25 protein-coding genes and 2 tRNA genes are annotated in these 26913 nt (G+C 55.7%); 8 read left to right on the top strand and 19 right to left on the bottom strand.

Annotated features, from left to right (window positions below; translation table 11 throughout):
- Nucleotides 1–29 precede the first annotated feature (29 nt).
- From NR114_RS03510 to NR114_RS03485, 6 genes are all read right to left on the bottom strand, one after another.
- Entirely contained in the window at nucleotides 30–2063 is a 2034-nt protein-coding gene (locus tag NR114_RS03510) for a S9 family peptidase (RefSeq protein ID WP_234530825.1), read from the bottom strand.
- Nucleotides 2064–2131: 68 nt separating this feature from the next.
- A complete protein-coding gene (locus tag NR114_RS03505; protein ID WP_020826371.1) occupies nucleotides 2132–2785 on the bottom strand; it encodes a tellurite resistance TerB family protein in 654 nt (217 codons plus the stop codon).
- Between the two features lie 183 nt (nucleotides 2786–2968).
- A complete protein-coding gene (locus tag NR114_RS03500) occupies nucleotides 2969–3556 on the bottom strand; it encodes a molecular chaperone (protein ID WP_020826370.1) in 588 nt (195 codons plus the stop codon).
- Between the two features lie 42 nt (nucleotides 3557–3598).
- On the bottom strand, nucleotides 3599–4336 hold the full coding sequence (locus tag NR114_RS03495; RefSeq protein ID WP_020826369.1) for a phosphatase: 738 nt from the start codon (nucleotides 4334–4336) through the stop codon (nucleotides 3599–3601).
- An 87-nt stretch (nucleotides 4337–4423) separates the two neighbouring features.
- A complete protein-coding gene (gene ghrA / locus NR114_RS03490; protein ID WP_116690741.1) occupies nucleotides 4424–5365 on the bottom strand; it encodes a glyoxylate/hydroxypyruvate reductase GhrA in 942 nt (313 codons plus the stop codon).
- Nucleotides 5366–5492: 127 nt separating this feature from the next.
- A complete protein-coding gene (locus tag NR114_RS03485; RefSeq protein ID WP_048762105.1) occupies nucleotides 5493–6977 on the bottom strand; it encodes a peptide MFS transporter in 1485 nt (494 codons plus the stop codon).
- A gap of 431 nt (nucleotides 6978–7408) precedes the next feature.
- Between NR114_RS03485 and NR114_RS03480 the strand changes: the two genes are divergently transcribed.
- Together NR114_RS03480 and NR114_RS03475 are read left to right on the top strand one after the other, a co-directional pair.
- A tRNA-Ser gene (locus NR114_RS03480) sits at nucleotides 7409–7498 on the top strand.
- A 393-nt stretch (nucleotides 7499–7891) separates the two neighbouring features.
- Nucleotides 7892–7981: transfer RNA gene (locus NR114_RS03475), tRNA-Ser, on the top strand.
- A 158-nt stretch (nucleotides 7982–8139) separates the two neighbouring features.
- On the opposite strand, the gene NR114_RS03470 is transcribed toward NR114_RS03475, so the two are convergent.
- Nucleotides 8140–8496: a helix-turn-helix domain-containing protein gene (locus tag NR114_RS03470; protein ID WP_020826366.1), complete on the bottom strand. Its 357-nt coding sequence runs from the start codon at nucleotides 8494–8496 to the stop codon at nucleotides 8140–8142.
- A gap of 296 nt (nucleotides 8497–8792) precedes the next feature.
- Between NR114_RS03470 and NR114_RS03465 the strand changes: the two genes are divergently transcribed.
- The gene (locus NR114_RS03465; RefSeq protein ID WP_234530826.1) at nucleotides 8793–9980 is read left to right on the top strand and encodes an efflux RND transporter periplasmic adaptor subunit; all 1188 of its coding nucleotides are present in this window, start codon (nucleotides 8793–8795) and stop codon (nucleotides 9978–9980) included.
- 22 nt (nucleotides 9981–10002) lie between these two features.
- Nucleotides 10003–13146, top strand: coding sequence for a multidrug efflux RND transporter permease subunit SdeB (gene sdeB / locus NR114_RS03460; RefSeq protein ID WP_176983855.1), 3144 nt, complete (start codon nucleotides 10003–10005; stop codon nucleotides 13144–13146).
- A gap of 229 nt (nucleotides 13147–13375) precedes the next feature.
- Here the strand turns inward: sdeB and NR114_RS03455 are convergent, their stop codons facing one another.
- From NR114_RS03455 to hinT, 9 genes are all read right to left on the bottom strand, one after another.
- Nucleotides 13376–13861, bottom strand: a complete 486-nt coding sequence (locus NR114_RS03455) for an Rrf2 family transcriptional regulator (RefSeq protein ID WP_020826363.1) — start codon at nucleotides 13859–13861, stop codon at nucleotides 13376–13378.
- A 292-nt stretch (nucleotides 13862–14153) separates the two neighbouring features.
- The gene (locus NR114_RS03450) at nucleotides 14154–14690 is read right to left on the bottom strand and encodes a glycine zipper 2TM domain-containing protein (protein WP_169534192.1); all 537 of its coding nucleotides are present in this window, start codon (nucleotides 14688–14690) and stop codon (nucleotides 14154–14156) included.
- Between the two features lie 358 nt (nucleotides 14691–15048).
- Entirely contained in the window at nucleotides 15049–16353 is a 1305-nt protein-coding gene (locus NR114_RS03445) for an NAD(P)/FAD-dependent oxidoreductase (RefSeq protein ID WP_020826361.1), read from the bottom strand.
- A 332-nt stretch (nucleotides 16354–16685) separates the two neighbouring features.
- On the bottom strand, nucleotides 16686–17228 hold the full coding sequence (gene ycfP / locus NR114_RS03440) for an alpha/beta hydrolase YcfP (protein ID WP_020826360.1): 543 nt from the start codon (nucleotides 17226–17228) through the stop codon (nucleotides 16686–16688).
- A gap of 72 nt (nucleotides 17229–17300) precedes the next feature.
- Entirely contained in the window at nucleotides 17301–18320 is a 1020-nt protein-coding gene (gene nagZ / locus NR114_RS03435; protein WP_046373903.1) for a beta-N-acetylhexosaminidase, read from the bottom strand.
- A gap of 148 nt (nucleotides 18321–18468) precedes the next feature.
- Nucleotides 18469–19344: a thiamine kinase gene (gene thiK, locus NR114_RS03430; protein ID WP_234529718.1), complete on the bottom strand. Its 876-nt coding sequence runs from the start codon at nucleotides 19342–19344 to the stop codon at nucleotides 18469–18471.
- On the bottom strand, nucleotides 19325–19909 hold the full coding sequence (gene lpoB, locus NR114_RS03425; protein WP_256824820.1) for a penicillin-binding protein activator LpoB: 585 nt from the start codon (nucleotides 19907–19909) through the stop codon (nucleotides 19325–19327). The genes thiK and lpoB overlap by 20 nt, the downstream gene beginning before the upstream one ends.
- A gap of 27 nt (nucleotides 19910–19936) precedes the next feature.
- On the bottom strand, nucleotides 19937–20326 hold the full coding sequence (locus tag NR114_RS03420; protein ID WP_020826356.1) for a YcfL family protein: 390 nt from the start codon (nucleotides 20324–20326) through the stop codon (nucleotides 19937–19939).
- Nucleotides 20327–20338: 12 nt separating this feature from the next.
- Nucleotides 20339–20689, bottom strand: coding sequence for a purine nucleoside phosphoramidase (gene hinT, locus NR114_RS03415; protein WP_020826355.1), 351 nt, complete (start codon nucleotides 20687–20689; stop codon nucleotides 20339–20341).
- A 242-nt stretch (nucleotides 20690–20931) separates the two neighbouring features.
- On the opposite strand from hinT, the gene NR114_RS03410 reads away from it, so the two are divergent.
- Complete coding sequence (locus NR114_RS03410; protein WP_020826354.1) at nucleotides 20932–21837, top strand: ABC transporter substrate-binding protein; 906 nt, start codon at nucleotides 20932–20934, stop codon at nucleotides 21835–21837.
- Here NR114_RS03410 and NR114_RS03405 read toward each other — a convergent pair.
- Nucleotides 21834–22211 carry a helix-turn-helix domain-containing protein gene (locus NR114_RS03405; protein ID WP_234529717.1) on the bottom strand — a complete coding sequence of 126 codons (378 nt, stop codon included), beginning with the start codon at nucleotides 22209–22211 and terminating at the stop codon, nucleotides 21834–21836. The genes NR114_RS03410 and NR114_RS03405 overlap by 4 nt on opposite strands.
- A gap of 99 nt (nucleotides 22212–22310) precedes the next feature.
- Between NR114_RS03405 and NR114_RS03400 the strand changes: the two genes are divergently transcribed.
- Nucleotides 22311–23057, top strand: a complete 747-nt coding sequence (locus NR114_RS03400) for an SDR family oxidoreductase (protein WP_234529716.1) — start codon at nucleotides 22311–22313, stop codon at nucleotides 23055–23057.
- A 56-nt stretch (nucleotides 23058–23113) separates the two neighbouring features.
- Here the strand turns inward: NR114_RS03400 and NR114_RS03395 are convergent, their stop codons facing one another.
- A complete protein-coding gene (locus NR114_RS03395; RefSeq protein WP_234529715.1) occupies nucleotides 23114–23632 on the bottom strand; it encodes a nuclear transport factor 2 family protein in 519 nt (172 codons plus the stop codon).
- Between the two features lie 155 nt (nucleotides 23633–23787).
- On the opposite strand from NR114_RS03395, the gene NR114_RS03390 reads away from it, so the two are divergent.
- On the top strand, nucleotides 23788–24699 hold the full coding sequence (locus NR114_RS03390) for a LysR family transcriptional regulator (protein ID WP_234529714.1): 912 nt from the start codon (nucleotides 23788–23790) through the stop codon (nucleotides 24697–24699).
- A 360-nt stretch (nucleotides 24700–25059) separates the two neighbouring features.
- On the top strand, nucleotides 25060–25335 hold the full coding sequence (locus NR114_RS03385; RefSeq protein WP_116690748.1) for a hypothetical protein: 276 nt from the start codon (nucleotides 25060–25062) through the stop codon (nucleotides 25333–25335).
- 49 nt (nucleotides 25336–25384) lie between these two features.
- Here NR114_RS03385 and NR114_RS03380 read toward each other — a convergent pair whose 3' ends face one another.
- Complete coding sequence (locus NR114_RS03380) at nucleotides 25385–26689, bottom strand: Nramp family divalent metal transporter (RefSeq protein ID WP_234529713.1); 1305 nt, start codon at nucleotides 26687–26689, stop codon at nucleotides 25385–25387.
- Between the last annotated feature and the right edge of the window lie 224 nt (nucleotides 26690–26913).

Raw genomic sequence — 26913 nt, 5'->3', positions numbered from 1 at the left:
GCGGGCAGCGCCAGCCGCCCGCCAGAAGGTTACTCCGCCAGCGCCAAAATAAAGGCGTACTCCAGCGCGATATCCTCGTAGGCCTTGAAACGCCCCGACTTGCCGCCGTGGCCGGAATCCATATCGGTATACAGCAGCAGTTGGCGGTCGTCAGTTTTCAACTCACGCAATTTTGCTACCCACTTGGCCGGTTCCCAATACTGTACCTGCGAGTCGTGCAGGCCGGTGGTGACCAGCATATGCGGGTAATCCTGCGCCTTGACCTGATCGTACGGGCTGTACTGCAAAATGTAGTCGTAATAAGCTCGTTCGTTCGGGTTGCCCCACTCGTCATACTCACCGGTGGTCAGTGGAATAGACTCGTCAAGCATGGTGGTGACCACGTCGACAAACGGCACTTGCGCCACGATGCCGTTGAACAGCTGTGGTGCCTGGTTAATCACCGCGCCCATCAGCAAGCCGCCGGCGCTGCCACCCATGGCGAATACCCGTTTGGCATCGCCGTAGCCTTGAGCAATCAAGGTTTCCGTCACGTCGATAAAGTCGTTGAAGGTATTTTGCTTGTTGAACAGCTTGCCGTCTTCGTACCACAGCTGCCCCAATTCGCCGCCGCCGCGAATGTGCGCCAGCGCAAAGACAAAACCGCGATCCAGCAGGCTCAAGCGGCTGGCGCTAAAGGCCGGATCCATGCTGCTGCCGTAAGAGCCGTAGCCATACACCATCAGCGGGTTGCTGCCGTGCACGAAGCTATCCGGGCGATAAACCAGCGAAACCGGCACCTCGACACCGTCGCGCGCCTTCACCCAGACTCGCTCGCTGCGGTAATTTTCCGGGGTAAAGTTTTTCACTTCCTGCTGTTTGAGCATCACACGTTCGCCGCTGTCGAGATTCAACTCATACAGCGTAGTGGGCGTGGTCATCGAGGAGTAACCATAGCGCAACAGCTCGGTTTCCGGCTCCGGATTGTATGCCAGCCAGGTGGTGTAGGTCGGATCGTCGAAGGCAATGCGCTTCACTTCACCGCTCTGCCAGTGAATTTGTCGCAGTTGGGTCAACCCCTCGCTGCGTTCCTCTACCACCAGCCAGTCGCGGAACAGGCTAAAGCCTTCCAGCATCACTTCCACGCGGGGAGCAATCAACGTCTGCCACTGCGCTTCGTCCGCCTGCTCGCTCTGATACAGGCCGAAGTTTTTGCCGTCCTTGTTGGAACGGATGTAGAAATGCTGATGATAGTGATCGATACCGTATTCATGATCCTTGCGGCGCGGCACAAACATCTGCGGCGTGCTGTCGGCGCGATCGGCGTCCAGCAGCAGAATTTCCGAGGTGGTGGTGCTGCTCAGGTGGATCAGAATGAAACGTTCGGAGGTGGTTTTTTCCAACCCGACGTAGAAGGTGTCATCCAGCTCTTCGTAGATCAATTCATCAAGCTGCGGATCGGTACCTACCACATGGCGATAGACCTGATACGGCAACAGCGTTTTAGCGTGTTTACGCACGTAATACACGGTGGCTGAATCATTGGCCCACTCGAAGTTGCCGGAGGTGTTTTCCAGCACTTCGTCGGTCCAGCTGTCGTCGTTGAGGTTTTTGAAACGAATGTCGTATTGGCGACGGGAGAGGAAATCCTCCGCCACCGCCAGCTTTTGGTTGTCGGGGCTGACTTCCAGCCCGCCAAGGGTATAAAACTCTCGCTGCTCGGCGCGCTGGTTGCCGTCGATCAGGGTGTCCCAATGTTCGCTTTCCGCCTGCGGCTGACGCACATAAATCGCGTATTCATTGCCCGGTTCGAAGCGCGTCTGATAGCGGTAGCCGTTTCTGACATAGGGGACTGAATGTTCCTGCTGAGGAATGCGCGCCACCATTTCTTCATACAGCGTTTCGCGCAGGGCCTGCTGTGGTTTCAGCGCCGCATCGGTGAAGGCGTTTTCCGCCTGCAGGTAGTCCAACACCTGCGGGTCTGCGCGATCGTCGTCGCGCAGCCAATAGTAGTCGTCCACACGCGTGTCGCCGTGAACCGTAATGGGATAAGGACGTTTTTCTGCCTTAGGGGGGGTCATCATTGTTAAATCATCCGCTTACCTTGATTAAGGCAAGAGTGACACGATTCCCCCCGGCTTGCCAAGCGGCGCTATGCCAGCTCGCGTTTTTTCTCGTTCACGTCGTTTTCTATGCCCTGCTTGACGTCCGCCGGGATCTTCAACGACTGCGCCAGAGCATCAAGATAGCCACGCTCCATAAAGTGATCCACGTCGATCACCATGCAGCTCAGGTAATATACCTCCAGCGCTTCGTCTTCATTCTTGACGCTCTGGGCGATCAAATCCGGGTTAAGCGGCTGGTCGATCGCCTCTTGCACCCATTTTTGCGCTTCTTCACCCACCTGCAGCTGTTCCAGGCTGTGGTCGATGGCGAGCTTTTCTTCCGCATCGATATGCCCGTCGCTTTTGGCGGCAAACACCAGCGCCTGCACCAGACGTTTGGCACGCAAATCCACCGGCGTGGTCTGCAGGCCAAACTGTGGTTCGTTCTGGTGGGTTTCTTTCACCCGTTGTTTGTACTTATTCCACAGCACTGCACCAACCGCTGCGCTGCCGCCGATAATCAACGCATTCTTACCGAATTTGCCGACCAGCTTGCGCGAAGACTTATTCGCCAGCAAAACGCCCACCAGGCCACCCAGCGCAGTCGGGGCCAGCAGCTTGCCGATACCTTCCGAACCGCCGATTGAACCGGCCTTTTGCCCAATCATCGATTGGATCTGCTGCATCCAGTTATTTTTCATGCTTTACCCTTTGCGTGAGGAAACAAGGCGTGCAGGCACAAAAAGGCCAAGCCGCCAGTAAAGCGTCAGATTAGGGGATTTTTTGTCAGTTTACGTATGGGGGATGAAAACCTGTGTAGCGGGGAACATTGATGGCGGGAAAAGGCCGACTTCGCCATCAGGCGCTAGCCGGCCACTCGCGGATTAAGGCTGTTCGCCCTCTTCGCCCGGCTGGTCTTCTTCCTGTTCGTATTCCGCCAGTTCGTCACGCATTGCCTGAATCGACTCGCGAGCCAACAGCGCCAAAGTGCGGTAAAAACCGGTGGTGGCGTGAGCTTCTACTTTGCCGAGGAAACGGCCGCACCATGGCAGCAGATAGTCGTCAAACAGCGTGATTTGCGCCTGCGCTTCGTCTTCCTGAGACTGGTCTTCCAGCCAGGAGGCCGCCAGCAACAAAGAACCGAAATGATCGGCCGGCGCTTCTCCGAGCGGCATGCCGCGCTGCTGCAGGAAAGTACGCACTTCCGCTTCGGTTGCCCCTTCAACATAGGCCGAACGGAAAGGTGACACGCTGCATTCGCTGCCGACGAACATGGCGTTGAAGTCGCTGGACAGCAGGTTCACATCACAACCCTGCTGCAGGCGTACCAAGAGTTCGTCCTGTTCCAGCGGCCAGTGCTGTTGCAGCTTGCCTTCTTTGATCAGCGTAAACAGCGGCACCAGCAACGGATCCTGCGGCTGGCGATAAAACAGCGTACCCAGCACGCGGCAAACAACGGAAAACTCATTCATGATAATGCCTTATACAATACGGAAAAATTTGCCGGGACGATGTCACAAATCGGCCAATTCCGCAATCGCCGGCTTGCCGCGACGCTCGAGAAAATCGAGCAGGCGTCGTGGGCTCACGTTGAGAATACGCTCCTGCGGGAACTCCACCTCGGCAATGATGCGTTCGCAGTGCTCGAAACCGCCGAGCGAGAAAGCAATGTGTGAATCCGAGCCCAGCGCTAACCAGCCACCGGCATCACGCACCGCCGCGGCAATCGCCCGGCAATTATCCTCGCTGCCCTTGCGCGAATGGGTGAACGACGAATTGTTCAGTTCCAATGCCACGTCGTATTTGGCCGCGGCGGCAGCAACCGCCGCAATATCGATCGGATATCTTGGGTTGCCAGGGTGGCTGATTATGTGCACGTCACCTTGCGCCATCGCGGCGATCATCGCTTCGGTATTGGCCGCTTTATCCTGCGGTGCAAATACCGGCTCGTGGAAACCGGCAATAATCACGTCAATTTTATCCAGCATCGGGCCGGTGCAGTCGATATCGCCCTGCAGGTTTTTGATGTTGGCCTCGATGCCGCGCAATATGCCCACGCCGTCCACCAGACGTGGCCACACGTGCATGTTCATAAAGTGCCAATAATGCGGCGCATCGGCCATATCCGGGCCATGGTCGGTGATGGCGAACAGTTTGATGCCCTTTTGCTGGGCTTCGACGATGTAGTCATGCAGCGTACTGTAGGCGTGGGTGCTGGCGACGGTGTGCATATGTAAATCAACGGGGTACATTACTTCTCCTTCTTGGCGGCCTGCCGTAAATACGGCGGCAGGCGCGGTTTATTATTCAATTAGCTTAGCAGGTGCATCACCGAAAGATCAGTAACCCAGTTGCACATCCACCACGCCGGCCGGTGTTTGGCCGGATTCAAGCGCACGGATGTTTGCCGCTATCTGATCCATCGCCGCTTCCGGCAAGGTGATGGCAGCAATATGCGGGGTAATGGTGACACGCGGATGACGCCAGAACGGATGCGCCTGTGGCAGCGGTTCGTCAACGAACACATCGAGCGTAGCGGCGGCGATTTGCCCCTGCTCCAGCGCCTGCAGTAAATCGTCCTCAACCAGATGCGCGCCACGCGCCAGATTGATCAGGTAAGCGCCAGGCGCCAGGTGTGCAAACAGTTGCTGATTGAGGATACCTGCGGTTTCCGGCGTATTGGGCAGCAGGTTGATCAGCAATTGCACGCCATCGAGAAATGCGGCGCGTTGCTCTGCACCGGCAAAACTCTGCACGCCAGCAATCTGTTTAGGGCTGCGGCTCCAGCAACGCACGTTGAAACCAAACTCCGCCAGTTTCAGCGCCACGCTTTTCCCCAACACCCCCGCCCCCAAAATGCCAATGGTGAAATTCTCCTGCTGATGGGGATCGAGCGGTTGCCACTTCTGCTGCTGTTGCAGTAACTGATATTCATCAAAACGGCGGAAATAACGCAGCACATAGCTAAGCGCATATTCCTGCATCTGTTGCGCCATGCCGGTGTCCTCAAGGCGCACCAGCGGAACGCCTGCCGGCAGAGTGCCGGGATGCTGGCGCTCTTGTTCCAGGATGGCGTCAACGCCCGCGCCGAGGGCAAAAACCCCTTTTAATTTGCCGCGATTCGCCAGCATCTCATAGGGCGGCCGCCACACCAGCGCATAATCCGCCGGGCGATCGTCGCCAGGTTGCCAGGCGCGAACCGTCGCCTGTGGCAGACGCTGCGACAGGCCTGTCAGCCAGTCCTGGGCGTTAAAGAAAGGGTGATAAAAAATGATGTTCATCTGTGCGGCTCCCGTCTGTTTTTATGCATTTGCATCCAGACTTCCGCGATTCGCCAACAGATGCAAGCGCTAAAGCTCAAAATGAAAACAGCCCCGACCAGTGGGGCTGTTTTTAGACCGAGGGATCTCAGGCTGCGGCAGGAGCGTCATGCCGGATAAGCCTGCGCAACAGCGGGATCAAAATCAGCATCACCACGCCAACGCCCGCAGCGCCCCAGCCCAGTACGCTGAACACCTCGCTGTAGCCAGGGTTAGTTTGCAACGGGGTACTGCCGCTGTTTTCCGGCATCAGGCCGGAGACATAGCCCGCCAGCACCGAAGCAACGCCGGTGACCATCATCCAGCAGCCCATCATGACGCCCTGATAACGCGGTGGCGCCAGTTTGCCGATCATCGCGTAACCGATAGGGGAAATCATCAGTTCGCCGATGCTCTGCAACACGTAACTGATCGCGATCCATTTGAACGCCACCAGCCCGTCGCCGCCGGCCAGGCTAATGCCCAACGGCAACACCAGCATGCCCAGCCCGATGCAAAACAGCGAACCGGAGAACTGCATCGGAATATCGATATTGCAGCCGCGAGCGCGCAGGCGATTGAACCACCAGGCCATCAACGGGCCACCCACCACGATCACCAGCGTATTGATGTTCTGGATCCACTGCGGCGCCACCTGAATGCCATAAACGTTCAGATTGATATTGTGCTCGGAGAACAGCATCAGCCCCATTGGGGCCAGCTGATACAGCGCCCAAAACACCAGAGAGCCTAATGCCAGGATCAGGTAAGCCGTCATCCGGCGACGCTCGTCACGCGGGTGGTGGCGCAACGTCACCACGCATAACATCAGGAAAATCAGTACTCCGAGGCCAATCACGAAGTGGCCGCTGAATTCGGCATGGGTCAGCATCACGCGGATAATGGGCACCAGTGCCACCAATACCGCCAGCCCGACCAGCATGCGCCAGCGGTATTGCGAACGGCTGGCATCGTGCAGCGGGGTGTTGAGATCGGCCAGAATGCGCCAGCGGCTGACAGCGACGATGATCGCCGCGGCATTGCCCAACGTGGCGAACAGGAACAGAGCGCGGTAGTTTTCGGTCAGTTGGAAATAGCCGGCCACGGTGAATCCGACAAAGAACCCCAGGTTCATCCCGGCGTAGTTCCACAAAAAGGCCGATTCGCGCCGATCGTCATCCGGTTTAAAGCGCTGGGTCAGCATCATATTAATGCAGGTGACGTTCAGCCCGCTGCCGGTCAGGAACATCGCCAGCCCCCAATAAAGCCCCCAAACGCCCGCCACGGCGATCAATGCACAACCGATCACCTGCAGCACCATGCCCAGCACGAACAGGTTGCGGTTGCTGAGGAAGCGCCCGCCCAGGTAACCACCAAACATATGCAAACCGTAGTTGAACGCACCAAATACGCCCATCATGGCGTTGGCGCTGCCCTCGCTGAAGCCCAGGCGCTTGGTGGCGTAGAGCACCAGCGTGGAATACAGCACGGCAAAACCCAGGGTGGCAAAGATTTGGATAAAGAACAGTGCCCCGGCGCCCGGGGGGATGGCATGGCGCTGCGGCGCTGCCGTTGTGGAGTCCGATGGAGTCAAAATGAACCTCTACTGCATTATTATTTAATAGGTCAGTCCCTGTCTGCGTTATCGCCGGCGTCTTGCCCGGCAACCTGCGCGGCGGTGTGATATTCCTTGCCAAAACCGCCGTGCCTGCACCAATCTATTTAGCGACACATATGACTAATAATCCAGTATTAATGCATATAACTGCACCATAGATAATCCCATTGCTGATATATTGAGCTAACCAACACCAAAATGTACAAATATTAGCCTGCAAGGCAATTTAGCCCCATGAGGGTCCAGCGGATGTGTGTAGCGCGGTGGTCGATTGCTCGGGAAATCAGCAAATTGCTGCAAGTTTAGCTAAACAGTCGTGGTTATGTCACAAGAGGGTTGACGCTGGGATCAGATTCTCCTACATTAGCGCCCGTCGACAGCGCAACGCGTTGGCGATGAAGTAAAACGGTGAGGTGTCTGAGTGGCTGAAGGAGCACGCCTGGAAAGTGTGTATACGCGAAAGTGTATCGAGGGTTCGAACCCCTCTCTCACCGCCATATTTTAAAGAGAAAGCCTGGATTCGCGTCCAGGCTTTTTTTGCTTTTATAAAGCAGGATCCGAGAGGGTAAGAACCCTCGACAGGGTTTGACAAAACGCTACGTGTTTTGGACCGCCAAAGGCGGCCCGCAGGGTGAGCGCAGCGAATCAACCCCTCTCTCACCGCCATATTTTAATGAGAAAGCCTGAACGCAAGTTCAGGCTTTTTTGTTGCCTGCGGCGCAGGAAACGCCCTGGCGAAACTGCCTGTGCGTGCGGTTCGCCGTAGTTTTCGGCAAAGCGAACACAGGTTAACCGGACGCGTCGAAACCAAGAAATTCTGCTTGACCGGATCGCCCTCTCTCCCTATAGTAGCGCCCCGTTGCACCAGTGAGTACGCAACAACAAAATACGGTGAGGTGTCTGAGTGGCTGAAGGAGCACGCCTGGAAAGTGTGTATACGCGAAAGTGTATCGAGGGTTCGAACCCCTCCCTCACCGCCATCTTTTAAAGAGAAAGTCTGGATTAACCTCCAGACTTTTTTTTTGCATCTCATACCGACCGGGAGGCTGAACGCAGCGAATCAAACCCTCCCTCACCGCCCTATTTGACGAGAAAGCCTGAATGCGAGTTCAGGCTTTTTGGCTGTCTGCAACCCGCCTCAGTGCGGTCGGTTGGCCATCATGTGCGGCTGCATTCCACCTCGGCGCCAGTCACCCGGGGTTTGGCCGTAATGGCGTTTAAAACTGCGATTGAAGGACTGTTGCGAATCGAAGCCGAGTGAGATCGCCACGCTGACGATCGGCTCGCCGCTGTTGGCCAGGCGCTCGGCTGAAAGCCTCAGCTTCTGCATACGGATATACTCCCCCAGCGCGTAGCCGGTCTGGCGTTTGAACATACGCTGCAGGTGCCATTTGGAATACCCCGCGCGCCCCGCCACGGTGTTGATATCCAGCTTCTCTTCCAGATTGTTGTCAATCCACTCAATCAAATCAGTAATAAAGCCCGTGCTATTCATGCTGACGCTCCCATGACGTTGGCAGGTAAATCCGCTGCCCGATGTCATTACGTTGCAGCAGTTTCGCACTAAATGCAATTTTTATTATTGCATTTAACGGAGGGGCACTTCTATAATCCACCCAATTAATGTAACCGATATTGATACATTAATGTGACAACAATGTGTTTCAAAACCTAACCGTTGCGCCGATGACGGTGCAACCGCACTGCCGTCGGCCCCAGGCCAGAGTCGTTACCCGGATAACAGGGCCGGGTGTATGGCCTGATCGTGCTTACCCACTGGAAATAAAAAGAATGCCAAGCCAGCCAAACTCATTGTTCCCCTCTCCAGGCCATCATAACGCCATCGGTTTCGGCGCACGCCTCTCGGCGATTGCGCTGCTGGTCACGTTGCTGGCCGGGTGTGATAACAGCGCCGCCAAGAATGCGGCCCCCCCGCCGCCTGCCGTCAGCGCCGCCGACGTGGTAATCAAACCCATCAGCCAATGGGATACCTTTAATGGCCGAATCGAAGCGGTGCAAAGCGTGCAGTTGCGTCCGCGAGTTTCCGGCTATATCGACAAGGTGAATTACACCGAAGGCGATGAAGTCAAGAAAGGTCAGGTGCTGTTTACCATAGACGATCGTACCTACCGCGCCGCGCGCGAACAGGCTCAGGCCGAACTGGTGCGGGCGCGCAACCAGGCCGCGCTGGCGCGCAGCGAATCCAGCCGTACCGAGAAACTAATTGGCAGCCAGGCGATTTCGACCGAGGTATGGGAACAACGCCGCTCCTCCGCCGCACAGGCACAGAGCAACGTTTTAGCGGCCCAGGCCCAGTTCGACATGGCACAGCTGAATCTCGACTTTACCCGAGTGATCGCCCCGATCGACGGTCGCGCCAGCCGCGCCATGATCACTGCCGGTAACCTGGTCACCGCCGGCGACAGCGCCAGCGTGCTCACCACGCTGGTCTCGCTCGATAAGGTGTATGTCTATTTCGACGTCGATGAAGCCACCTTCCTGCGGTACCAAAACGATGGTCGACGCACGGCAAAACTGCCGGTGAAGGTCGGGCTGGTGGGCGAAGACGGCTATCCGCATCAGGGCGTGGTGGATTTCACCGATAACCAACTGAACGCCGGCACCGGCACCATTCGTATGCGCGCCCTGCTGGAAAACGCCGAGCGCCGCTTTACGCCAGGGCTGTTTGCACGGGTGCAGATGCCCGGCAGCGCCGTGTTCAACGCCATGCTGATTGACGACAAGTCGGTAATGACCGATCAGGACCGCAAGTTTGTTTATATCGTCGATAAAGACGGCAAGGCGCAGCGCCGAGACATCGAGGTCGGCCGCGTGGCTGACGGACTGCGCATTGTCCGCAAAGGCCTGTCTGCGGGCGATCGGGTGATCGTCGACGGTATGCAAAAAGTGTTTATGCCGGGCATGCCGGTTGCAGCAAAAACCGTGGCGATCAACGCCGATGCTTCCGCGCTTAACTAAGCCCCAGCAGGAATTCTGAGCCATGGACTTTTCCCGTTTTTTCATCGACCGACCGATTTTTGCCGCGGTGCTGTCGATCCTGATTTTTGTCGGCGGCGTGATTGCCATCCCGCTGTTGCCGATCAGCGAGTACCCTGACGTCGTGCCGCCCAGCGTGCAGGTGCGCGCAGAATACCCGGGCGCCAACCCGAAAGAGATTGCCGAAACGGTTGCAACGCCGCTGGAAGAAGCGATCAACGGCGTCGAAAATATGATGTACATGAAATCGGTAGCCGGTTCCGACGGTGTCCTGGTAACCACCGTCACCTTCCGCCCGGGAACCGATCCTGACCAGGCACAGGTGCAGGTACAAAACCGCGTGGCGCAGGCCGAAGCGCGCCTGCCGGAGGATGTGCGTCGCCAGGGGGTAACCACCCAGAAGCAATCACCGGCCCTGACGCTGGTGGTGCATCTGGTCTCCCCTTCCGGCAAATACGATTCACTGTACCTGCGCAACTACGCCACCCTGAAGGTCAAGGATGAGCTGGCCCGTTTGCCGGGGATCGGTCAGGTACAGATCTTTGGTGCGGGCGAATATGCGATGCGCATCTGGTTGGATCCGAATAAGGTCGCTTCACGCGGGCTGACGGCCTCTGACGTGGTTACCGCCATGCAGGAGCAAAACGTGCAGGTTTCCGCCGGCCAGTTGGGGGCGGAACCTATGCCGACCCGCAGCGATTACCTGCTGTCGATCAACGCGCAGGGCCGCCTGCAGACCGAGGAAGAGTTCGGTAATATCATTCTCAAAAGCGGCGACAACGGCGAGATCGTCCGCCTGCGTGACGTGGCGCGTATTGAAATGGGTTCCGGCAGCTATGCGTTGCGTGCCCAGCTCAATAATAAAGACGCGGTCGGGATTGGTATCTTCCAGGCACCGGGTGCCAATGCCATTGAGCTGTCCAATGCGGTGCGAGCCAAAATGGCCGAGCTGTCGACCCGCTTTCCGGACGGCATGAGCTGGGAATCGCCGTACGACCCTACGGTGTTCGTGCGCGATTCTATCCGCTCGGTAATAGATACCCTGCTTGAAGCGGTGCTGCTGGTAGTTCTGGTGGTCATTCTGTTCCTGCAGACCTGGCGCGCGTCGATCATCCCGCTACTGGCGGTTCCGATCTCCATCGTCGGCACCTTTGCTGCGCTCTATCTGTTGGGGTTCTCGCTCAATACGTTGAGTTTGTTCGGGCTGGTGCTGGCCATCGGTATCGTGGTCGACGACGCCATCGTGGTGGTGGAAAACGTCGAGCGTAATATTGAAGAAGGTCTGTCGCCGCTGGCGGCAGCGCATCAGGCAATGCGCGAAGTCTCCGGCCCGATTATCGCCATCGCCGTGGTGCTGTGCGCCGTGTTCGTCCCGATGGCGTTTCTTTCCGGCGTTACCGGCCAGTTTTATAAGCAGTTTGCCGTCACTATCGCCATTTCGACCGTGATTTCCGCCATCAACTCGCTGACCCTGTCACCGGCATTGGCAGCGCTGCTGCTCAAACCGCACGGTGCGCCGAAGGACATGCCGTCACGCCTGATTGATCGGTTATTCGGTTGGCTGTTCCGCCCGTTCAACCGCTTCTTTGCCAACAGTTCGCAACGTTATCAGCGTGGGGTTTCACGTGCGTTAGGCAAGCGTGGCGCGGTATTTGTGGTGTACGTGCTGTTGCTGTGTGCCGCCGGGGTGATGTTTAAAACCGTGCCGGGCGGATTTATCCCGACTCAGGACAAACTTTACCTGATTGGCGGGGTGAAAATGCCGGAAGGTTCGTCACTGGAGCGTACCGATGCGGTGATCCGCAAGATGAGCGCTATCGGCCTGAGCGTCGACGGCGTAACCGATGCAGTCTCCTTCCCCGGTTTGAATGCGTTGCAGTTCACCAATACGCCCAACACCGGCACCGTGTTCTTTGCGCTTGAATCGTTAAGCACCCGCACCCGCAGTGCGGCGCAGATTAACGCCGAAATTAACGCCAAGATTTCACAGATCCAGGAAGGCTTCGCCTTCTCGATCATGCCACCGCCCATTCTCGGCATCGGTCAGGGCTCCGGGTATTCGCTGTATATTCAGGATCGTGCTGGTCTGGGGTATGGCGCGCTGCAGACTGCGATCAATACGATGTCGGGTGCCATCATGCAAACGCCGGGCATGGGCTTCCCTATTTCGTCTTATCAGGCCAACGTGCCGCAGTTGGACGCAAAAATTGACCGTGACAAGGCCAAGGCGCAAGGCGTACCGCTTAACGCATTGTTCAGCACGCTGCAGACCTACCTTGGTTCGTCATACATCAATGACTTCAACCGCTACGGTCGCACTTGGAAAGTGATGGCCCAAGCTGATGGTCAGTTCCGCGACAGCGTGGAGGATATCGCCAACCTGCGCACCCGTAACGATAAGGGTGAAATGGTGCCGATTGGCAGCATGGTCAGCATCAGCACCACCTACGGCCCGGACCCGGTGATCCGCTACAACGGTTTCCCGGCGGCGGATCTGATTGGCGATGCCGATCCTCGGGTGTTGTCATCGTCACAGGCAATGAGTGAACTGACGATCATGGCCAATAAGCTGTTACCGAACGGTATGAACATCCAATGGACCGACCTGAGCTACCAACAGTCAACCCAGGGCAATGCGGCGATTATTGTGTTCCCGGTGGCGGTACTGTTGGCCTTCCTGGCATTGGCGGCGCTGTACGAAAGCTGGACGCTGCCGCTGGCAGTGATCCTGATCGTGCCGATGACCATGCTGTCGGCGCTGTTCGGCGTCTGGCTGACCGGCGGCGACAACAACGTGTTCGTCCAGGTAGGGTTAGTGGTATTGATGGGGCTGGCCTGTAAAAACGCCATTTTGATTGTCGAGTTCGCCCGCGAACTTGAGCTACAGGGCAGAAGCATCATGGAAGCGGCGCTGGAAGCCTGCCGTCTGCGACTGCGGCCGATCGTGATGACCTCTATCGCCTTTATCGCCGGAACCATTCCCCTGATCCTGGGGCACGGTGCCGGGGCCGAAGTGCGCGGCGTCACCGGTATTACGGTGTTTGCCGGCATGCTGGGCGTCACGCTGTTCGGGTTGTTCCTGACCCCGGTGTTCTACGTGACCCTGCGTCGTATGGTCACACGGAAGGCACGTCAGCAAACGGCCTAATCTTCCGTTTGTATCAGCCATAAAAAAGCCCGGTTTAAACACCGGGCTTAGTCTGATGACAAACACCCGAAAAATGGGATTTTCGGATGTTTGGGGTAGATCAGAAGACATAATTCTTTGTTTTTATTCGTCCCAAGATCAGATTTTTTAACGGCAAAGGACTTTGTCAGCCATAAAAAAGCCCGGTTTAAACACCGGGCTTTTTCTTTGTTTTAGCGTTTAGCGTGATTTATTTTTCCGCTGTCTCTGCATCCTGACCGGCACGCGCCATATATTCCGCACAGGCACGCTTATCGCCCCGCTCCAGCTCGGCTAACGCGTCGGCTACCGTATGGCGCGCCAATACTTCCAGCGACGCTTCTTCCGCTTCGTTTACCACCGACTTGAAATACCAACAGGCATTGGCGCTGACCAGGCAGCGGGCCGGTACTTCCGGGCGGGCGGCCCAGATGCGCTTATCGTCAATCACGGACAGGTAAATATCTCGCAGGGTGATCTGCTCCACCGGACGCCCCAGGTGAATCGAACCATTACGGCCGAGGGTAGAAACGATGATGCCATTTTTGGTCAAGGGTACCATCAGCTTGCGGATAAAACTGGGATTGGCTTCCAGACCGGCGGCAAGGACCGCGCTGGTCGAACGCACGCCCAGCTTTTCAGCCACGGCTACGCTAAGTACCATTTGCAACGCTGTCGGAAAGCGAAAATCTAACATGTTTTTATCTCTGTCTCCGGGAGACCCAATTCTCAGGTTTGGCCGGGGTGGCATCACGCCACAACACCCGCTCAATTGCACAATAATATAACAAACACTGTTGCACTATTGAAGTTATGCCCGGATAAATCGCACGGATACATTAGTGCGGGAAATAGCGTCCGTACTGGCCTGACGGCAAAACAGCGGGGAGTAAATAGACAGAAACCCGCGCCAATATTAATGCCGCTCGCTTAACTGAGTTAAACGATCAGAACTAACACTGTTCGCGGGTTTAATTCTTATCGGGCGATCAGGCTTTGTTCAGCACCAGCTGGCCGCTTTTATCCAGCGGGATCTGGGTGCCGGGATCGTGATCCATGCGGATCTTGCCCTGCTGATTGCCAATCTTGTAGGTCACGTCGTAACCCAGCATTTTCTGTGATTTGTCGTAGACCGTTTTACAACGCTGCTGCGTGCTGGTGGTGGTGTCGTTATTCTGCATCGCCCCCTGCACCTGGTTACCGGCATAGCCGCCGCCCAATGCGCCGACGACCGTCGCGACGTCACGTCCACGACCCCCACCGAACTGATGACCGATGACGCCGCCGGCGACCGCACCCAGCACGGAGCCGGCAAGACGATTCTCGTCCTGTACTGGCGCACGGTGAGTGACGGTCACATTGCGACATTCCTGACGCGGGGTCTTGATGGTTTCTTTGATCGGCGTGGCAGCGAGTACCTGCGCGTATTGCGGACCGGAAGAGAAAACGTCAAGACTGGCAACCGCAGCAATACCCAGAGCGGCTGCAATACCAATACCCACACCGGCTAACATTGACTTGTTCACAGGAAATCCTCCTGAAAGTGTTACCACGCATTTGTACCGGGGACTTTACCGACATTGCACCGCGCTTATTATTTTGCGCATTGGCGGCACGTGGTATTCCGGTTTACGGCGTGCGCGACGCGCCGTCTGTAAACGAGAGAAAGTCTGCACAATGTTCCAGAACCTCGCAATAAGACAATGTGACCAAAAATGCCGGAAATCCCACTTACCCCCAGTGTTTAGGAGGATTCTTAAGACTTTTACCCATAACGACGGGACATTGTGCTGAATAATCAGCTGCTGCCTCCCCGATCTTGCGGCTGTAGGCATAAAAAAACCCACGCGGGCGAACCGGCGTGGGTGGTCGATAACGGGGCGGTTAGTGCATTTTCAAACGCGGGCGGATCACCCGGTTAATGCCGCCAACCAGCATCATCAGGCCGGTTTTGATGTAGCCGTGCAAAGCGACCTGGTGCATACGGTACAGCGAGATGTAAACAAAGCGCGCAATGCGGCCTTCCACCATCATCGAGCCGCGCATCAGGTTGCCCATCAGGCTGCCCACGGTGCTGAAGCGGGACAGAGACACCAACGAACCGTGGTCTTTATACACGTACGGCTTCAGCGTCTGGCCGTTCATCAGCGCCAGAATGTTGGTAAAGCAGCGTGATGCCATCTGGTGCGCCGACTGGGCGCGCGGCGGTACAAAACCACCGCCCTCTTTCGGGCAGGAAGCGCAGTCGCCGATGGCGAAAATGTTCGGATCGCGCGTGGTTTGCAACGTTGGCTCTACCACCAGCTGGTTGATGCGGTTGGTTTCCAGCCCGCCGATGTCCTTCATAAAGTCCGGCGCCTTGATACCGGCCGCCCACACCATCAGATCGGCATCGATAAATTCGCCGCCTTTGGTATTCAGGCCGTTGGCATCCGCGCTGGTGACCATGGTGTTGGTCAGCACGCGCACGCCCAATTTGTTCAGTTCCTGATGTGCAGCAGCCGAAATACGCGGCGGCAGCGCAGGCAGAATGCGCTCGCCCGCTTCGACCAACGTTACGTTCAGTGCACTGTTGTCCAGGCCTTCAAAACCATAGCTGTGCAGCTGTTTCACCGCATTATGCAGTTCGGCGGACAGCTCAACGCCAGTGGCACCGCCCCCAACGATAGCGATATTCACCCGCTCTTTTTGCCCCGGCTGCGCCGAGAACTTGAGGAACAGGTTCAGCATCTCGTTGTGGAAACGTCGAGCCTGGTGCGGGTTATCCAGGAAGATACAGTGATCTTTTACGCCAGGAGTGCCAAAGTCGTTCGAGGTACTGCCCAGCGCCATCACCAGAATATCGTAAGACAACTCGCGCTCAGGCACCAATTCGCCACCCTGCTCGTCGCAGATTTGCGCCAGGTGCAGCGTTTTGGTTTCACGATTGATGTTGGTCAGCGAACCCAGTTGGAAGCTGAAAGAGTGATTGCGCGCATGCGCCAGGTAGCTCAGCGCGTCAACGCCATCATCAAGGGAACCGGTTGCGACTTCATGCAGCAAAGGTTTCCACAGATGGCTGTGGTTACGGTCCACCAGCGTGATTTCAGCTTTATGCTTACGACCGAGTTTATGGCCCAGGCTGGTCGCCAGTTCCAGACCACCGGCGCCACCACCCACGATGACGATTTTTTTCTTTGGCGTTGTCAAAATAACCCCCTAAATGTGAACCAATTGTTGCCCAAGGGTAAAGAAATAATATCCTTAGAATACATAGGGTTCGCGTAAATTAAACCTGCTATCTAAAGCCAGAATAGCATGGGGGGTTATTTGGTAATACCAAAATTGATGTACATCAAACTTTTTTGGTTAAAGGCTGGACGAAGGGAAATTTTGAGGATTGTGATTCAAATAGTTAGCGCTGGGTCACAGTTTCAAATTTTACCGTCCAACGGGCCAAACGGCGCTTTTTGACCGCAAAATACCGCAATGTTTGCCTGTAAAAAGCAATCATTGCGGCGACATCGCGCGTTATAAAACTGTTAAAGCAGGGTCTTGAACGCCTTGATACGTTGCAGGTGAGGCGAGATATTTTTGAACTTGTGCGTCTGCTGTTCATCCCAGACGATTTCATAGTATTTGTGCAGCAGTTCCGCACTGCGCTGGCTGTCCAACACCTCGTCGTGGCGGGAAAGCACCGCCAGGCAGCGATCGCGATTTTTCTCGCGGAAGTCTTCGACACACTTGGTGGCGATGTCACGGTACTCTTCCGGCCGGTCGATTTTGCCCTGCATATGTTCTTCAGGATACAGATTGGGGTTGAAGATCACCTGTCGGATGCCGCACAGAAAGCCGATACGTTCGGCCCAAAAGCCCCCCAAACCCACCCCACAGATCAGCGGATGTTTATCCCCTTCCTGCTGAACCGCCTTGTCCACCTCTTTCAACAAATGCTGCATGTCATGGCGTGGATGCAAGGTGCTGTAGCTGATAAAGCGCACGTCCGGATCGATAAACTGGAGCTGTAACACCTTTTCATGATTGCCGGGACTGGTTGAATCGAAGCCATGTAGATAGATAATCATGTGGATCCTCGCAACAAGCTGAGGGCCGCGCCGCAGCCCTCATCGTTTACGCCGCATTACGACGCCCTGGGTTCACCCCGCATTACGCTGTTTGTGCTCCTCCCAGCGTTCGCTGAGCGCATTCAATTCCTTATGCGCCTGCTGCCAGCGCGCAGAATCACGCAGCGCCTGACGGGTGAACTGACCGCGATGATATAACTGCTTCACCCTGTCTGCTTTGACCGGGGACAGGTTATCCAGCACGCTGACCGCCCCTGCGCGGTTATTGCACACCAGGATCATGTCACAGCCGGCATCCAGCGCCGCCTGGCCACGTTCGGCATAACTGCCCATGATCGCCGCCCCTTCCATTGACAGGTCGTCCGAGAAAATGACGCCGTCAAAGCCCAACTCCTGACGCAGGATCTGCTTTAACCAATAAGGGGAGCCGCTGGCCGGACGCGGGTCTGCTTCAGTATAGATGACGTGCGCCGGCATTACGGCGTCCAGCAGTTGACGGTTAATCAATTCGCGGAAGATCGCCATATCATGTTCGCGGATCTGCGCCAGTGGACGTGGATCGCGCGGCGTTTCTTTGTGCGAATCCGCGCTGACGGCACCGTGCCCCGGGAAATGCTTGCCGGTGGTTTTCATACCGGCACTGTGCATGCCCAAAATGAACTGCTCAGCCATCACCAACGCCTGCGTTGGATCGCTGTGGAACGAGCGTTCACCAATCGCGGCGCTGACATGGCCAATATCGAGCACCGGCGCGAAGCTGATGTCGATATCCTGCGCGATCATTTCCGCTGCCATCAGCCAACCGGCCTCCTGCGCCAGACGCTTGCCCTCATGGGCAGAATTCAGGGCGGCAAATGACTGTGCCGCCGGCAGGCGGGTAAAACCTTCGCGGAAACGCTGAACGCGGCCGCCTTCCTGATCCACCGCCACCACCAGCCGATCGTGGGAAGCCTCGCGGATCTGCCGCACCAGCTCACGCAGCTGCTGTGCATCGTGGAAATTGCGGGTGAAGAGGATCAGGCCGCCCACCAGCGGGTGTTTTAAGATCTCACGTTCTTCTGCGTCCAGCTCATAGCTGGCGACATCTAACATTACTGGGCCCACGGCCACCTCACTTCATTATTCATTTATACCTGTCTACTTGAATCTGCCTCTTTGTTGGCTGCGCCTGCACGCCCCAGTCACATAGTTATCTATGCTCCTGGGGACTTACAGACTGGCCGCCTCAATGCAACTCCAATTATTTTAGGTATAGAACATGGGATGTTAAACAAAAACGCCGGTGCAACACTGCGCCCCAGCGCAAAAATTCAGGATCGCCGGTCTGTTGCCAGCGCACTTCAAACCAGAGCAGCATCAGGTAATCCACCCACGGCAGCCAGCGCTGAACCTGCTTGCGCAGCAAGGGTAAATCAAGGTAACCGATGCGAGCATAATGCTGCAAAAATTGCTGTCGGCGCGCGGGTGACCAGGCGTTACTGCAAAACAGCGCGGCGATGTCTAACGCAATATCGCCGTCTGCCGCATACTCCCAGTCAATCAGCCGCAGATTTTCGCCCTGAACGATCAGATTACCCGGATGAACATCCATATGCAGCGGCGCCAGTTTCAACGGCGTTGGTGTGCGGCGGTGCTGAAAGTGTTGATGCAACCGCAGCCAGGCCGGCGTCAAACGCCGACCATCCAATTGCTGCCAATAACGGGCAAATTGCCGAGGCAGGTTCAACGGGTAGCCGCTGGGAGGTTGCCGATGCAAACCGGCCAGCAACGCCGCCAAATCGCCCTGCTCATTGAGGCGAGAAAAATCCACATCTGTGACAACGTCACCATCAAGCCACTGCAGGATAATCCACTGATTATTTTGCACTAAAACCTGTGGCCCGATGTCCTTCCCACGGCGATGCAGCACTCGCGCCTCGCGCCGACGGCTGACGCCCAGCGCACTTTTCTCTGGGCTTTGCTGACGCGCCAACAGTTGCACACCTTCGCCTTCAATACGCCAACTTTCACCGGTCAGGCCCTGCACCGGGCTGAAACGACAACCGGCGGTTTTCACCGCCGGCAGTTCGTTCTCAATCAGTGCTCGCAACGTGGCTTCAGTGTTTAACGGTGCCATTGCCTGACCAGACGATTTCACCGGTTTGCACCAGCATCAGTTGCATATCCAACGTTGGGGACTTCACGTCGCCACTGACGTCGCTGTACAACACGTACTGTGCACTGACGATCCGCGCCAGACCAATGGCTTTGCTGCGTGAACCCAGGCTGTCATCCGCCGACAGGCCCAGCGTCTGTTTGGCACTGACCAACTGCGCTTCCGGCACGATGGAGAAGGTTTGATTGGATGCCAACGCCTTGTGCAGTGCCGAGGTCGCTTTCGCCGTCTGCAATGCGCCGTTGGTATTGTTCTTCACGCTGTCGAGCAACAGCACGCTGCCTGGATTGACGCCATCGGCTTTCAGCATCTGGTTCACCAGCGGCTGTACGCTGCCAAGCCAATCGAGCTGCTGAATTTTCGGCGGTTGCGGTACCGGCTCGCTAACCGGCGGGTGTGGCTGTTCGATCGGCGGCGTTACCGGCTCAACCGTCACCGGCGGCTGCGGTTGCTCCGGTTCCGGCGGACGCGATAAACAGCCGGTTAACGTCAACGCGGCCAGCGCCACAAATAGATACTTTTTCATTAATCCCTCTCCCACTGAACCAAGAGTTTACAAGAATAGGTACAGACGCACGCGTTTGGCATCGAGGTTGCCGTTAAGCGAGTAAATAGTGGCGTCTGAATTTGGCGCAATAGTGATGGTGCGCGGCGCTTCAAAAGGCCGGATATCCAGCCCCTGATCGTCATACCAGTAAAAACGATAGTGTACCGTTACCGGTGTGGATTGGCTGTTACTGAGTTCCGAGGTAGCCATCACGCGCCCGGAAGCGTCCGAAATCGACGGATTGTCGGCCAGAATGCCCGCGGTCAGCACCGGCGAATCCATCACTACCGTCTGTCGGTCGTTGACCGCGATGCCTTTCGGGCTGCTGCAGCCCATTAAAATAACGGCGGGTAACGCCAGCGCCATCAGACAACGCAGGGATTTGCTATAGCGCATGATTGACCTCGGTTAGCGTGACAGCAGCGGCCCCAATGAACGGCCACCGACCAGATGCATATGAATATGATAGACCTCTTGGCCGGCATGACGATTGCAATTGACTATCAGACGGTAGCCATCTTCGGCAATGCCTTCCTGCTCGGCAATTTTTGCCGCGGCGGTGATCATGCGACCGAGAGCCGCTTCGTGCTCGACAGTCACGTCGTTAATCGTAGGGATCAGCACATTCGGGACGATCAAAATATGGGTCGGAGCCTGAGGTGAAATGTCGCGAAAAGCGGTGACCAGTTCATCCTGGTAGACCACATCAGCAGGGATTTCGCGGCGGATAATTTTACTGAAAATCGTTTCTTCGGCCATCTGGCGTTCCTTGTAGAGGGAAAAAAGCTGTACGCAGTATGAGTGACAAATTCTACTGCTTTCAACCTGATTGCGCACTTTCCGCGTTGAGTGATGCAGAATCAGGCAACCAGCCAGAATAATTACGCCGTTCCGGGCAGCGCATATCCGATTTTTTCACTTTGGTTATTCACTATTGTTGCTTTACTTGCCCGCGGCCGCCGCCAATAGTAACCCTATGATTAGCAACGGATAGAAATAACATGCAATTCAAAACACTGGCGCTGGGGGCGCTGTTGCTGTGCGGCCATGCCGTGGCTGAACCCCAAAGCATTATCGATCTGCAAGCCAACCAACAACATGTGCGAGCGGCGAAGAACCCGGCTGCCATCGCCTTGATCCCAGCCAATTACCCTTTTGCCGTACCGGGCAAGTTAACGGTCGCGGTGGCGTCTGAAAATTCCCCGCCGCTGGCGCTGTTTGCCGAAGACAATAAAACGCTGATTGGCAGCGACCCGGATATTGCACAACTGGTGGCAGACAGCTTGGGGCTGGAATTAAATCTGGTGCCCACTTCCTGGGAGGATTGGCCACTCGGGATCAGTTCCGGCAAGTATGACGCCGCAATTTTCAATATTGCCGTGACCAAACTGCGCAAAACCAAGTTTGATTTCGCTACCTATCGGGTGGATACGCTGGGTTTTTACGTAAAATCCACCAGTAAAATCAATTCAATCAATCAACCCGCAGACGTTGCCGGGCTGCGAATCATTGTCGGTTCCGGCACCAATCAGGAAAACATCCTGCTCGGCTGGGACAAGCAGAACCGCGCCAACGGTCTGCCGCCGGTGCAACCGATTTATGTCACCGACGACGCTGCCGCCAACCTGAGCATTCAGTCCGGGCGCGTCGACGCCTACTTCGGTCCCCATTCCACCGGAGCCTACAAGGCGGCGCTGACCGGCAAAACCAAAATGGTTGGCATCGGCCCTAACGTGGCCTATGTGGCGGTCACCACTAAAAAAGACAATGGCCTGGTGGCGGCCATCAACGCCGCCATCAATGGGGTGATCGTCAGCGGCGAATACGCCCAGGTGCTGGATCGCTGGGGTGAGCACGATGAAAAGGTCCCGCGCTCAGCCATCAATCCGCCGGGTATCGGCGACTAATCCTCAATTAACTGGGGTGCATGTGTCCGCATCCAGTTAGCCAAAGAGTCGAGCGTCGGGCGCAGCGTTTTGCCCAGCGACGTAATTTGATATTCAACACGCGGCGGGACTTCCGGAAACACCTGCCGCGTGACCAGACCGCGCTGCTCAAACTGTCGCAGTTGGCGCGTCAACTCTTTCTGAGCAATCGGCGCTACCGCACGTTGCAGTTCACTGAAACGCACCGGGCTGTCGATCAAGATCAATCGGTAAAGGATGGGAATCGCCCACTTCCCTGCAACCAGATTCACGAAGTCCACCATCGGACAAGGTTCGCCCGCTGTCGGCAACCCGGCTAAATTTTTTTCCGTAACAGAAAGCCCAGCTTTGCTCATTTCATCCCTCTTTGCCCGTTAGTATCCAAAAGGTGCCTACTATGCAAAGGATACTATAACGCAAATAATGGCCGTATCGACCATAAACAGGAGTGGGCTATGTCACGACTACAAGGCAAATACGCGTTGATCACCGGCGGCACCAGCGGCATTGGTTTGGAAACGGCGCGTCAGTTTATCGCTGAGGGTGCCACCGTGGCGATCACCGGCCGCAGCCAAAGCGGCCTCGAGGCAGCGGGAAAAGAACTGGGTGACGTGTTGCTGTTACGCAGCAACGCCGGAGATATCGCTGAACAACGTACATTGGCGCAGCAGTTGGCCAACCACTGGCCGCGCCTCGACGTGCTGTATATCAACGCCGGTGACGTCACACACCATCCTTTGCAGGAGTGGGATGAACAAAGTTATCAGCGACTGATGGACATCAACCTGAAGGGGCCGTTCTTCCTGATCCAGGCGCTGCTGCCACAGCTGGCTAATCCGGCGTCGATTATTTTGTGCGGCTCGGTCAGTGCACATATCGGGCTGCCGTTAAGCAACGTTTACGCCGCCAGCAAGGCCGGGCTGTTGTCGCTGGCCCGAACGCTTTCCGGCGAACTGCATCCGCGCGGCATCCGGGTTAACGGCCTCAGCCCCGGCCCGACAGAAACCCCGGCGCTGGGCAAGCTGGGGTTAAATGATGCCGATGAACAGGCCCTGCGCGACGAGATCCGCGCTCTGGTGCCTATCGGCCGCATGGGTACGGCATGGGAGCTGGCAAAGGCGGCAGTCTTCCTGGCATCGGATGAGTCCGCCTTTATGGTGGGCAGTGAGTTGCTGATCGACGGTGGCGTAGGGAATCTTTAGTCGTGTTGATAATCTGAAAATAAAGACCGCTCTCGCGGTCTTTATTTAATAATTACTCAGCCCACTCCCTGAATAGGGTTGGTGTTAAATGTATAAACTACAATTTTCCAATGCCCCTGCTGTTTTTCTAAAATAAAGACTTCCCGATTTAAATCAATTAGCGTTGCGCCATCGCTAATTCGACTAACCGTCGCCCCACGGTGATGGTGAGTACGCACATAAGCCATATTGCCATTAACCCGAACGCTGTCATAGGCGAATTCTGTTTCAAACTTCTCTTTCTTAAATAAGTCGTCATATTGTTGGCGGCGTTTTTCGCTAGTGTCCGCGGTTGGCTTTTCATTCCATTGTGAGTAACTCTCACTCGCGAACAACGATAAAATAGTGTTGGTATCACCCGCATTAAGCGCAGTCTGGTAGCGATTTATCGTATCGTAAACGGCTTTTTGTTCCGCCGCTATACCAGCATCAGCGGAAACCTTATAACTTTGATGCGCCAGATTATTTTCAGCCGCGTAGGCATGAGTGAGCAAACCTGGCCCCACCAGCAATAAAGCAGCGATTATTTTTTTCATTGAATATCCTTAACACATTATATTTAACCATGCGGTAAATTACGTCATCATTAAACGACTGATGATGAAAATAATTTAATCAACTTCGACCCTGATTGACAGTGGGGAAATTTAAAAATATTCTTTTAAAAATTTAAATAATGGACGTAGCCAAAATGAATGAATTGCACGCCCTGCGCGTTTTCTGTCAGGTAGTGGAAATGGAAGGGTTCAGCCAGGCTGCAACTAAACTGGGTTTATCACCCGCCAGCATCACTTACAGCATTAACCAGCTCGAGAAGCAGTTTCAACAGCCGCTTTTTAAACGCTCAACCCGCCGTTTTTCGCTGACTGCAGCCGGTGAGCGCTGCTATCGTTCGGCGCAAGAGATATTGCAGCAGTTTGATCGACTGAAGAACGATATGTCGGATGAATTTGAACAACCCCGCGGCCCCTTGCGCGTTGAGATTGCCTCGATGCTCAGCAGTATGCATATCGCCCCTGCACTGCCGGCATTTCTGGCACAGTATCCGGAAATACAGCTCAGCGTGTCGGTAAGCGATCGGCTGGTCAATCCGGTAGAGGATCGTGCAGACGTGTTTATTCGAATCGGCGCCAACGATGTTCCGGATATGGTCAGCCGCAAACTATTCCAACCGCACTACCTGTGTTGCGGTTCAAGTGTCTATTTTGACCGTTATGGCCGGCCGGAACACCCACAACAGTTGCAACAACATGTGCGGCTTGGTTTTATCCGCTCAGGTGAAACAATGGCAGATCCTTGGCAATTTATTCGTAACGAGCAAGTCTATCAACTGCCCCCCAGCCCACTGCTGAGTTTTAATCATTCGCAGTCTTTATGTGAAGTGGCCAAAAACCATCTCGGACTGGTCTATTTGCTGGATTGCACGTTAGAAAGTTACCTGCTGGCGGGGTCACTAGAGCCGGTATTACAGGAATGGGCCCCCGTTGGCGCCCCCGTCAATATCCTTTACCCACGGTTGCGCGACCGCAGCCATAAAATACGCGTATTCGTCGACTTTATCAGCACGCTTTTTTCCGGGAAGCAAGAAAAGGGATCGGCGTAATCTGAGGTGAAAAACTCAATGAGATGAGACGGATAACTACACCAACCCTGCCTTTTCTACCTAAATGAAAGGTTAGGCCATAAAACCGTTTGCAGGACCCCGAACATTATAAACATGCGAATTATTTCTCATGAAACAGTTTTACATGTCCGCTTAGAAATGAATGATTCCGTTTACATCAATGCCACCGCAGCCGCTGGAAGCCAGGCCTAGACTGTATGAACAGGGCGTATTGCGGATCCCAAACCGCCAACCGTTAGTAGACTGACTTAAGGCTATCCCTCCCCCCTCAATTGTTTATCACTGATAACGCTATGGCCAAACCACCGTATGCCATACGCATTAAAGGACATTGAGATCATGAAAATGAAAGTCGTTACTCATGCCACACTGGTCATCCTGCCTCTGTTGTTAAGCGGGCTCGCGCGGGCCAACGATCAAACCATTCCCTGGGCGGAAAATACCGGCGGTGTGGAGTCTAATCATATTGCTGCCGTTGGCCAAAACCTGAATGCCGCTCACCAACAGGTCACCAAGACTCAGGAAGGCGTATGGGCGGCAAATACCGGCAGCATCTCCGACGATGAGAAGGCTCTGACCCAGGGACAAAACCCAACGCCAAAAACGACGCCTTAACGGGAGCTCGCCGTTGCCAGGCCGTGACACTGGGTTGCACGGCTTGGTATCAGCCCAGACCGGGAATGGCGACACCGAAGGTTTGCAGCAGCAGCACCATATTGAGCAGAATAATAATCATCGTACCGACGATCGACACCAGGCTGGTCAGGCGACTATTCACGAACTCGCCCATGATGTCGCGGCGACGCGTGAACATCACCAGGGCAATCATCGGCGCCGGCAGCGCCAGGCTCAATACGACCTGGCTGTAAACCAGTGCGTCGGTGGCATTAACCCCTAGAGCTACCACGATGAACGCCGGCACCATAGTGACCATGCGGCGTACCCATACCGGGATACGGAAACCGACAAAGCCCTGCATGATCATCTGGCCTGCCATCGTCCCCACTACCGAGCTGGAAATGCCGGAAGCAATCAGCGACATCAGGAAGATACCCGCCGCCGCAGCGCCAAACAGCGGCGTCAGCGTATGGTAGGCGGTGCCAATCTCCGCCACGTCGCTGTTACCGGCATGGAAGGCGCTGGAGGCCATAATCACCATGGCAATATTCACCAGCCCGGCGACAGATAAGGCAATCACCACCTCAATATTGGAAAAGCGCAGCAGTTTACGCCTTTCACCACTGTCACTGGCCGGCGCACGGTGCTGAGTCAGCCCTGAGTGCAGGAAGATGGCGTGCGGCATCACCGTGGCGCCGATAATCCCCACCGCGATGGTCAACGCCTGTGCATCCGGCAACTGCGGCGTAACCATGCCCATACCCGCTGCAGCCCAGTCCACCGGTACAATGAACATCTCGACCAGGTAACACAGGGCAATAATCGCGACCAGGCCGCCGATCATCAGCTCTACCGGGCGGAACCCCTTTTTCTCCACCATCAGCAAGGCGTAGGTAATGACCGCAGTCACCCCCATTCCCGGCAACAGCGGCATATGGAACAGCAAGGCAAGCGCTATAGCCCCGCCGAGGAACTCCGCCAGATCGGTTGCCATCGCCGCCACTTCACTGAGCAGCCACATGCCTATCACCACCGGGCGCGAAAATTGATCGCGGCACATCTCTGCCAGATTGCGTTGAGTGACGATACCCAACTTGGCCGACAGCGCCTGGAACAGCATGGCGATCAGGTTGGCCATCACCACCACCCATAGCAGGCTATAGCCGTATTTCGAGCCGGCCTGAATATTGGTGGCGAAGTTACCGGGGTCCATATAAGCAATGGAGGCAATCACCGCAGGCCCGGCGAACAGCAGCGGCGTGAATGCGCCACGCTTGCGCCCGGCAAGCGCGTTACCTATTGCCGTATTGGTTCGTTCGGTTAACGATGTGGTGGTTGCCGCATCACGCATGGTTTACCCTCAATCTTTTTCTGGTTATTTTTCACCCAACACTCTCAGCAATGTAGCATCGGCTACACTTTATGCAAAATGGAAGATACTCTACCTTTGTGTACAAATATTTCTAATTTCCACCCAATGCGTCTGGCGAATTGATAATGCGTCGCCTTTGGACTAACGTATGGCGGAACTGCATTAATCTGCAACTCACTGGATTTACGTTTAAAGGACGTCTC

Source organism: Serratia sp. Ser99 (genome assembly GCF_024519545.1).
In the GTDB taxonomy this organism is placed as follows: domain Bacteria; phylum Pseudomonadota; class Gammaproteobacteria; order Enterobacterales; family Enterobacteriaceae; genus Serratia; species Serratia liquefaciens.
The sequence above is the reverse complement of the archived record's forward strand: the minus strand, read 5'-3'. Positions and strand labels throughout refer to the sequence as shown.